General features: G+C 74.5%; 2 protein-coding genes. Both read left to right on the top strand.

Features of this window, described 5'->3' with window-relative positions; translation table 11 throughout:
* Nucleotides 1-5,391: type I polyketide synthase (locus ACFVVX_RS37540; RefSeq protein WP_387952639.1), on the top strand; the 5,391-nt coding region annotated here is incomplete at its 5' end.
* Nucleotides 5,392-5,419: 28 nt separating this feature from the next.
* Entirely contained in the window at nt 5,420-10,858 is a 5,439-nt protein-coding gene (locus tag ACFVVX_RS37535; protein WP_387952638.1) for a type I polyketide synthase, read from the top strand.
* The last annotated feature ends 124 nt before the right edge of the window (nt 10,859-10,982 follow it).

Raw genomic sequence — 10,982 nt, 5'->3', positions numbered from 1 at the left:
GACGACCCGATCGCCATCGTCGGCATGGCCTGCCGCTTCCCCGGCGGAGTCACCTCCCCCGAAGACCTCTGGCAACTCGTCGCCGACGGCCGGGACGGCATCTCCACCTTCCCCGTCGACCGCGGCTGGGACCTCGACGGCCTCTTCGACGACGACCCGGAGCACTCCGGCACCTCGTACTGCCGCCACGCCGGGTTCCTGCACGACGCCGGCCGGTTCGACGCGGGCTTCTTCGGGATCTCGCCGCGCGAGGCCACCGCGACCGACCCGCAGCAGCGCCTGCTGCTGGAGACCTCCTGGGAGGCCGTGGAGCGGGCCGGGATCGACCCGCTCAGCCTCCGGGGCAGCCGAACCGGTGTGTTCGCGGGCACGATGTACCACGACTACGCGCCGCCGCTGGCCGCCGTTCCGGGTGAGCTCGAAGGCATGGTCGGCACGGGCAGCGCGGGCAGCGTCGCCTCCGGCCGGATCTCCTACACGCTCGGTCTCGAGGGCCCGGCGGTCACCGTCGACACCGCCTGCTCCTCCTCGCTGGTCGCGATGCACCTCGCCGGACAGGCCCTGCGACAGGGCGAGTGCGACCTCGCGCTCGCCGGAGGCGTGACCGTGATGGCCACCCCGGCCGCGTTCGTCGAGTTCAGCCGCCAGCGCGGGCTGGCCGGCGACGGCCGCTGCAAGTCGTTCTCCTCCTCGGCGGACGGCACCTCCTGGGCCGAGGGCGTCGGCGTCCTGGTGCTGGAGCGGCTGTCCGCCGCCACGGCCAACGGCCACCGCGTGCTCGCCGTCATCCGCGGCTCCGCCGTCAACCAGGACGGCGCCAGCAACGGTCTCACCGCCCCGAACGGCCCCTCGCAGGAACGGGTGATCCGCCAGGCCCTCGCCCAGGCCGGACTGGCAGCCGCCGACGTCGACGCCGTCGAGGCACACGGCACCGGCACCACCCTCGGCGACCCGATCGAGGCCCGCGCCCTGCTCGCCACCTACGGCCAGGACCGCCAAGAGCCGCTCTGGCTCGGCTCGTTGAAGTCCAACATCGGCCACTCGCAGGCCGCGGCGGGTGTCGGCGGGGTCATCAAGATGGTCATGGCGATGCAGCACGGCGTGCTGCCGCAGACCCTGAACGTGGCCGAGCCGACCCCGCACGTCGACTGGACCGCGGGCGCCGTCGAGCTGCTCACCGAGCGCCGCGACTGGCCCGAGGTCGGGCGTCCGCGCCGGGCGGGTGTCTCCTCCTTCGGGATCAGCGGCACCAACGCGCACGTCATCATCGAGCAGGCCGAACCGGTGGCCGTCACCGCGACCTCCCCCGTGGACGGTCCGGCGCCGTGGCTGCTGTCCGCCAAGAGCCCGCAGGCCCTGCACGGTCAGGCCGCCCGCCTCGGCGAACTCCTCGGCCGGCAGGAGGAGTCCGACCTCAACGCGATCGCCGGCGCCCTCGCCGCGCGCCCGGTCTTCGAGCACCGGGCCGTGGTGCTCGGCGACGAACCCACCGCCGGGCTGGCCGCGCTGGCTCAGGGCGGGGCGGTAGCCGGTCTCGTCCAGGGCGTCGCGACGGACACCCCGAGGATGGCTGCGCTGTTCACCGGTCAGGGTGCCCAGCGCACCGGTATGGGCCGGGAGTTGTACGAGCGCTTCCCGGTCTTCGCGGAGGCCTTCGACGCGGCCTGCGCCGAGCTGGACCGGCACCTCGGCCGCTCGCTGCGCGAACTGTGCTTCGAGTCGGAGGAGTTGGACCAGACCGGCTACACCCAGCCCGCCCTGTTCGCCTTCGAGGTCGCCGCCTACCGCCTCCTGGAGTCCTTCGGGGTCCGCCCGGAGATCCTGGTCGGCCACTCCATCGGCGAGATCGCCGCCGCCCACGTCGCCGGGGTGTTCGACCTCGCCGACGCCGCCAAGCTGGTCGCCGCCCGCGGCCGGCTGATGCAGGCCCTGCCGACCGGCGGCGCCATGATCGCCGTCCAGGCCACCGAGACCGACGTCCTCCCGCTCCTCGCCGGACACGAGGACAAGGCCTCCATCGCCGCCCTCAACGGGCCGAACGCCACGGTCATTTCGGGTGACGACGACACCGTCACCGCGATCGCCGAGCGGCTCGCCGCGGACGGCCACAAGACGCAGCGCCTGCGCGTCAGCCACGCCTTCCACTCCCCGCTGATGGACCCGATGCTCGCCGACTTCCGCGAGATCGCCCAGCAGATCGCCTACGCCGAGCCGACCATCCCGGTGGTCTCCAACGTCACCGGCACCCTCGCCCAAGCCGGACAGCTCACCGACCCCGAGTACTGGGTCCAGCACGTCCGCGACGCCGTCCGCTTCACCGACGGCATCACCGCCGCCGCCGCAACCGGCATCACCGCCTTCGTCGAGGTCGGCCCCGACGCCGTCCTCACCGCCATGACCCGCCAGACCCTCACCGAGGACACCAACCTCACCGCCGTCGCCCTCACCCGCCGCACCCGCCCCGAGACCCAGACCACCACCGAAGCCCTCGCCGGCCTCTGGACCCGCGGCACCGACGTCGACTGGACCGCACTGCTCCCCGAGCACGCCGCACCCGTCGACCTCCCCACCTACGCCTTCGACCACCAGCACTACTGGATCCGGAGCCAGGCCCCCACCGGCAACCTCGCCACCGCCGGCCTGCACACCCTCGACCACCCCTTCCTCACCGCCGTCACCGAGCCGGCCACCACCGGCCAGCTGGTCCTCTCCGGCCGGCTCTCGCTCACCACCCACCCCTGGCTCGCCGACCACACCGTCCACGGCACCACCCTGGTGCCCGGTACCGGTCTGGCCGAGCTGGCCATCCGGGCGGGCGACCAGGCCGGCTGCCCGGTGCTGGAGGAGCTGACCCTCCAGGCGCCGCTCGTCCTGCCCGAGCAGGGCGGACTCCAGGTGCAGGTGCTGGTCGGCGCCCCCGCCGAGTCCGGCCACCGCCCGGTGTCCGTCTGCTCGCGCGCCGAGGACGTCCCGCAGACGCCGTGGACCGTGCACGCCGAGGGCCTGCTCGCTCCCGCCGCGCCGGAGTCCGCGACCGCGGACGAGGACCTGGTGAACTGGCCGCCGCGCGGCGCCGAGCCGGTCGACTCCGAGGACGCCTACGCGTACCTGATCGGACGCGGCTACAGCTACGGGCCGGTGTTCCAGGGCATGAAGGCGGTCTGGCGGCGTGACCGGGAGGTGTTCGCCGAGGTCGAGCTGCCCGAGGAGGCCCACGCCGACGCCGCCCGGTTCGGTGTGCACCCGGCGCTGTTCGACGCCTCGATGCACATGATGCTGCTGCTCGGCCGCGAGGACGGCACCGAGGACACGCTGCTGCCGTTCGCCTGGTCGGGGGTCACCCTCCGCTCCACCGGCGCCACCGCGGTCCGGGTCCGGATGTCCTACGTCGAGGACCACGCCGTGACCATCGACATCGCGGACACGACCGGCGCCCCCGTGCTGTCGGTCGGTTCGCTCGGCATCCGCCCGGTGTCCGCCTCCCAGCTGGCGGGTTCCGGCAAGGCCGCGGGCGTGCTGTTCGGCCTGGACTGGGTGACCGCCGCCGTCGTTCCGCCCACCGCCACCGGCACCCTCGCCGTGCTCGGCGACGGCCGCCTGGCCGGACTGCCGAACGCGCAGCGGTTCGCGGACTGGGCGGAGCTGGCCGCCGCCGGAACCGCCCCCGACCACCTGCTGGTCGAGGCGCCGACGGGCTCGGCCGAGGACGTGCCGGGCCGGGTCCGGGCCGCCGCGTACGGGCTGCTGGACCTGGTCCAGGCCTTCCTGGCGCAGGAGCAGCTGGCCGACTCGCGCCTGGTCGTGGTGACCAGGGGCGAGGTCACCACCGACACCCCCGACCTGGCGCTCGCGCCGGTCTGGGGCCTGGTCCGCGCCGCCCAGGCGGAGAACCCCGGCCGGTTCGTCCTGGCCGACCTGGCCGACGACACCCCGGAGAGCCTGGCCCTGCTCGCCCGCGCCGCCACCGGGAACGAGCCCGAACTGGCGGTCGCCGACGGCCGGGTGGCCGTCCCCCGGCTGACCCGGCAGACCGTCGCACCCGCCGACGGGCCGGTCTTCGACGCGACCGGGACGGTCCTGGTCACCGGCGGCACCGGCGGCCTCGGCGCGCTGACCGCCCGCCACCTGGTCACCACCCACGGGGTCCGGCACCTGCTGCTGGCCAGCCGCCGCGGCGACCGAGCCCCGGGTGCGGAGAAGCTGCGCGCGGAACTCGCCGCACTGGGAGCCGAGGTGACGATCGCCGCCTGCGACGTCGCCGACCGCACCGCGCTGGCGGGCCTGCTCGCCGCCGTCCCCGCCGAGCACCCGCTCACCGGCGTGGTGCACACGGCGGGCGTCGGCGAGAACGGGCTGGTGAGCGCGCTCACGCCCAAGCAGTTCGACGGGGTCCTCGGCCCGAAGGCCGACGCCGCCTGGCACCTGCACGAGCTCACCCGCGAACTGCCGCTGACCGCCTTCGTGCTGTTCTCCTCGGCGGGCGGCATGGTACTGGCCGCCGGCCAGGCCAACTACGCCACCGCCAACGCCTTCCTCGACGCCCTCGCCGCCCACCGCCGAGCGGCGGGCCTGCCCGCGAGCGCCCTCGCCTACGGGCTGTGGGACACCCGGACCGGCCTCAGCGAGGGCCTGACCGAGTCGGACCTGGAGCGCATGCGCCGCCAGGGCCTGCCCCCGCTCTCCGAGGCCCAGGGCCTGGCCGCCCTCGACGCCGGCCTCGCCGCCGACCGGCCGGTCCTCGTCCCGCTGCGGGTCGACCCGGTGGCCCTGCGCAACCGCGGCGACGACGTCCCCGCCCTGCTGCGCGGACTCCTCCCGGCCCCCACCCGCGGCACCGCCCAGGGTGCGGCGGCCGCCGGCGGGGTGGTGGAGCTGGAGCGCCGACTGGTCGGCCTGGCCGGGGCCGAGCGCGAGGCGGCCGTCCTGCGCTTCGTCCAGGAGAAGGCCGCGGCCGTCCTCGGCCACGCCTCCGCCGACGCGGTCGAGGCCGAACGGGCCTTCCAGGACCTGGGCTTCGACTCCCTCACGGCCGTCGAGCTGCGCAACCAGCTGAACGCCGCGACCGGGCTGCGCCTGCCCGCCACGCTCGTCTTCGACTACCCGAGCCCGGTGGCCCTGTGCGGCTACCTGCTCACCGCGCTGACCCCGAGCACGCCGGCCGCCGGACGCGGGCTGCTCGCCGAACTCGACGCCGTCGAGATCGCCTTGAACACCGCCGGCGCTGCCGAAGAGGGCGACCACGAGGAGGTCACCGCCCGCCTCGAGCAGCTGCTGGCCGGCTGGAAGAAGCTGACCCGGCCCGCCGGCACGGAGGACGTGACCGGTCAGCTCGAAGCCGCCACCGCGGCCGAGCTGCTCAGTTTCATCGACAACGAACTCGGGCTCTCCTGAGCCGGTGCAGTGAGGAAGGCGATAACCCATGGCCAGTGAAGAGCAGTTGGTCGACTACCTCAAGCGTGTCACCGCCGAGCTGCATTCGACCCGGCAGCGGCTCCAGGAAGTCCGGGAGAAGGACCGCGAACCGATCGCGATCGTCGGCATGGCCTGCCGCTACCCCGGCGGGGTCGGCTCCCCCGACCAGCTCTGGGAGCTGGTCTCCGAGGGCCGGGACGCCGTCTCGGAGATCCCCGAGGACCGGGGCTGGGACATCGACGGCCTGTTCCACCCCGACCCGGAGCACCAGGGCACCTCGTACTGCCGGCGCGGCGGATTCCTCTACGACGCCGCCGAGTTCGACCCGAAGTTCTTCGGGATCTCCCCCCGGGAGGCCCTCAGCATCGACCCGCAGCAGCGCCTGCTGCTGGAGGCCTCCTGGGAGGCCGTCGAGCGCACCGGTCTCGACCCGCGCACGCTGCGCGGGTCGCGGACCGGCGTGTTCGCGGGCGTGATGTACCACGACTACGGCCTGGGCGAGGTGTACGCCTCCACCAGCGGCGGCAGCCTGATCTCCGGCCGGGTCTCCTACACCCTCGGCTTCGAGGGCCCGGCGGTCACCGTCGACACGGCATGCTCCTCGTCCCTGGTAGCGATGCACCTCGCCGCGCAGGCGCTGCGGCAGGGCGAGTGCGATCTCGCGCTGGCCGGCGGTGTGACCGTGATGGCCACCCCCGGCATGTTCCTGGAGTTCAGCCGCCAGCGCGGCCTGGCCGCCGACGGCCGCTGCAAGTCCTTCTCCTCCTCGGCGGACGGCACCTCCTGGGCCGAGGGCGTCGGCGTCCTGGTGCTGGAGCGGCTGTCGGTCGCGAAGGCCAACGGGCACCGGGTGCTGGCCGTGCTGCGCGGCTCCGCCGTCAACCAGGACGGCGCGAGCAACGGCATCACCGCGCCGAACGGCCCCTCGCAGGAGCGGGTGATCCGCCAGGCCCTCGCCCAGGCCGGACTGACCACGGTGGACGTGGACGCGATCGAGGCGCACGGCACCGGCACCACCCTCGGCGACCCGATCGAGGCGCAGGCGATCCTGGCCACGTACGGGCAGGAGCGTGAACAGCCGCTGCTGCTGGGCTCGTTCAAGTCCAACATCGGACACGCGCAGGCGGCCTCGGGCGTCGGCGGCGTGATCAAGATGGTCATGGCGATCCGCAACGGTGTCCTGCCGAAGACGCTGCACGTGGACGAGCCGAGCCCGCACGTGGACTGGGCGGCGGGCTCGGTGGAGCTGCTGACCGAGGAGCGGGCGTGGCCGGAGCTCGGGCGTCCGCGCCGGGCGGGTGTCTCCTCGTTCGGGATCAGCGGCACCAACGCGCACGTCATCATCGAGCAGGCCGAGGCCGACGAGGCCCCCGCCGAGACCTCCCCGGCCGCCGGGCCGACGCCGTGGCTGCTGTCCGCCGCCGGCGCGGAGGCCCTGCGCGGACAGGCCGCGCGGCTGGGCGAGTTCGTCGGACAGCGGCCCGAGGTGGCCCCGGAGGCGGTCGCGAAGGCGCTGCACTCGCGGGCGGTCTTCGAGCACCGGGCCGTCGTCGTCGGTGACGAGGCCGCCGCCGGGCTGGCCGCGCTGGCGCAGGGCGGCACCGCGGTCGGCCTGGTCCAGGGCATCGCGACGGGCACCCCGAGGGTGGCTGCGCTGTTCACCGGACAGGGTGCCCAGCGCACCGGTATGGGCCGCGAGTTGCACGAGCGCTTCCCGGTCTTCGCCGAGGCCTTCGACGCGGCCTGCGCCGAGCTGGACCGGCACCTCGGCCGCTCGCTGCGCGAACTGTGCTTCAAGTCCGAGGAGTTGGACCAGACCGGCTACACCCAGCCCGCCCTGTTCGCCTTCGAGGTCGCCGCCTACCGCCTCCTGGAGTCCTTCGGCATCCGCCCGGAGATCCTGGTCGGCCACTCGATCGGCGAGATCGCCGCCGCCCACGTCGCCGGGGTGTTCGACCTCGCCGACGCCGCCAAGCTGGTCGCCGCCCGCGGCCGGCTGATGCAGGCCCTGCCCACCGGCGGCGCCATGATCGCCGTCCAGGCCACCGAGACCGACGTCCTCCCGCTCCTCGCCGGGCACGAGGACAAGGCCTCCATCGCCGCCCTCAACGGGCCGAACGCCACGGTCATCTCGGGTGACGACGAGACCGTCACCGCGATCGCGGCCGAGCTGGCCGAGCGCGGCCACAAGACCCAGCGCCTGCGCGTCAGCCACGCCTTCCACTCCCCGCTGATGGACCCGATGCTCGCCGACTTCCGCGAGATCGCCCAGCAGATCGGCTACAACGAGCCGACCATTCCGGTGGTCTCCAACGTCACCGGCACCCTCGCCGAGGCCGGACAGCTCACCGACCCCGAGTACTGGGTCCAGCACGTCCGCGACGCCGTCCGCTTCACCGACGGCATCACCGCCGCACACGCCCACGGCATCACCGCCTTCGTCGAGGTCGGCCCCGACGCCGTCCTCACCGCCATGACCCGCCAGACCCTCACCGAAGACACCAACCTCACCGCCGTCGCCCTCACCCGCCGCACCCGCCCCGAGACCCAGACCACCACCGAAGCCCTCGCCGGCCTCTGGACCCGCGGCGCCAAGGTCGACTGGACCGCACTGCTCCCCGAGCACGCCGCACCCGTCGACCTCCCCACCTACGCCTTCGACCGGCAGCGCTACTGGCTGGCCTCCATCGAGGGTTCGGCCGACGTCGGCACCGCCGGCCTGTCGACCGTCGAGCACCCGCTGCTCGCCGCCGTCACCCAACTCGCCACCACCGACCAGCTGGTGCTCTCCGGCCGGCTCTCGCTCGGCACCCACGCCTGGCTCGCCGACCACCAGGTCCACGGCAACGTGATCCTGCCCGGCACCGCCTTCATCGAGCTGGCCCTGCAGGCCGCCCACCGGGCCGGCTGCACCACCATCGAGGAACTCACCCTCCAGGCACCGCTGCTGCTCCCCCCGGGCGAGGGCGTCCAGCTGCAGGTCGTCGTCGGCGCCCCCGACGACACCGGCCACCGCCCGGTCACCGTGCACTCCCGGTCCGAGGACGGCGACCAGCCGTGGACCCTGCACGCCGAGGGCCTGCTCTCCCCGGTCTCCCCCGCCGATCCCGGCCACCTGGTCCCCTGGCCGCCCCGGGACGCCGAACCCGTCTCCGTCGACGGCATGTACGACCACCTCGCCGACCTCGGCCTCGACTACGGCCCGACGTTCCAGGGCGTCACCGCCGCCTGGCGCCACGGCGCCGACGTGTACGCCGAGGTCGAACTCCCCGAGCAGGCCCGCACCGAGGCCGGCCGCTTCGGCCTCCACCCCGCGCTGCTCGACGCGACCCTGCACACCATCAGCCTGGGCGACTTCGTCCAGGGCGTGGAGCCGGGCCGGCCATCGCTGCCGTTCGCCTGGCAGGGCGTGTCCCTCCAGGCGACCGGCGCGTCCGTGGTCCGGGTCCGGGTCGGCTCCGAGGGCCCCGGCACGGACGGCGTCCGGCTCGACGTCGCCGACGCGGCCGGTGCCCCGGTCCTGTCGGTGGGCTCGCTGCGACTGCGGCCGGTTTCGGTGGAGCAGCTGGCCTCGGCCGGCCGCGTGTCCGACGTCCTGTTCGGCGTCGACTGGTCGAGCACCGCGGTCGCCGACAGCGCGCCCGGCGGCCTGGCCGTCCTGGGCGAGGGCCTCACCGGCCTGGCCGGCGCCGACCGCTTCCCCGACTGGGAGGCGCTCGCCGAGACCGAGGCGCCGTACATCCTGGCGGAGATCACCGCCGCCGAGGACGGCGAGGTCCCCGACCGGCTGCGCAGCGCCTCGTCCCGCACCCTCGAACTGGTCCAGGGCTTTCTGGCCCAGGAGAAGCTGGCCACCGCCCGCCTGGTGCTGGTCACCCGGGGCGGCGTCGCCACCGACACCCCCGACCTGGCGCTGGCGCCGGTCTGGGGCCTGGTCCGCGCCGCCCAGGCCGAGCACCCGGGCCGGTTCGTCCTGGCCGACCTCGGCGACGACACCCCGGAGAGCCTGACCGCGCTCGCCCGCGTCACCGCCGGGGACGAGCCCGAGCTCGCGATCCACGCCGGCCAGGTGACCGTCCCCCGGTTCACCCGGCAGGCCGCGCCCACCCCCGCCGACACCGTCCTCGACCCCGAGGGCACCGTCCTGATCACCGGCGGCACCGGCGGCCTCGGCGCGCTGGTCGCCCGCCACCTGGTCACCGTGCACGGCGTCCGGCACCTGCTGCTGGCCAGCCGCCGCGGCCTGGCGGCGGCCGGTACCGAGGGGCTGGTCGCGGAGCTGACCGGGCTGGGCGCCGAGGTGACCGTCGCCGCCTGCGACGTCGCCAACCGGACCGCGCTGGCCGAGCTGCTCGCCGCCGTCCCCGCCGAGCACCCGCTCACGGGCGTCGTCCACGCCGCCGGCGTCGGCGACAACGGGCTGGTGGACGCGCTCACCCCGAAGCAGTTCGACGGGGTCCTGGGTGCGAAGGCCGACGCCGCCTGGCACCTGCACGAGCTCACCCGCGAGCTGCCGCTCGCCGCCTTCGTGCTGTTCTCCTCGGCGGGCGGCATGGTGCTGGCCGCCGGCCAGGCCAACTACGCCACCGCCAACGCCTTCCTCGACGCCCTCGCCGCCCACCGCCGAGCGGCCGGTCTGCCCGCCACGGCGCTGGTCTACGGCCTCTGGGACGCCCGGACCGGCCTCAGCGAGTGGCTGGCCGAGTCGGACCTGGAGCGCATGCGCCGCCAGGGCCTGCCCCCGCTCTCGGAGGCCCAGGGCCTGGCCGCCTTCGACGCCGGTCTCACCGCCGACCGACCCGTCCTCGTCCCGCTCCGCGTCGACGCCACCGCCCTGCGCAACCGCGGCGACGACGTCCCCGCCCTGCTGCGCGGACTCCTCCCGGCCGGCAACCGCCGCACGGCCGTACGGGAGGCCCGTTCGTCCGCCGATCTGGGGACCCAGCTGGCCGGCCTCTCCGCGGCCGAGCGACAGGAGCGGCTGCTGAAGCTGGTCCGGGCCCAGGTGGCCACGATCCTCGGGTTCGCCGGGGAGTCGGAGATCAACCCGGAGAAGCCCTTCCAGGACTTCGGCTTCGACTCCCTCACCGCGCTGGAGTTCCGCAACCAGCTCAACGCGGCCACCGGCCTGCGGCTCCCGGCCACGCTCGTCTTCGACTACCCGACCTCCACCGCCCTGGCCGGCTACCTGGCGGGCCGGTTCGGGGACGTGGAGGAGGAGGCGGACGACCTCTGGCTCTTCGCCGACCTCGACCGCATCGAGAAGTCGATCGCCCAGCAGAGCCTGGAGACGGTGGTCCGCAGCCGGCTGAGCAGCCGCCTGCGGGACATCCTGGCCAGCCTGGACGAAGCCGAGGCCGGCGGCTCCGGTGACACCGTCGCCGAGCAGATCGCCTCCGCGACGGACGACGAGATGTTCAGCTTCCTGGAGGACCTCGGGATCTGACCGACCTCGACGACACAGGCGGGGGGGGGGGGGGTGGGGCCCCCCCCCCCCCCCGGCGGGGCGGGGGGGGATAAAAAAAAAAAAAAACACACAAAAGGGGTGGAGAAAGAATAGAGAGGGGGTG

Origin of the sequence: Kitasatospora sp. NPDC058170 (assembly GCF_042883905.1) — a bacterium.
Classification (GTDB): Bacteria; Actinomycetota; Actinomycetes; order Streptomycetales; family Streptomycetaceae; genus Kitasatospora.
Note: the sequence above shows the minus strand (reverse complement) of the source record. Positions and strands in the feature narration are given on the sequence as shown.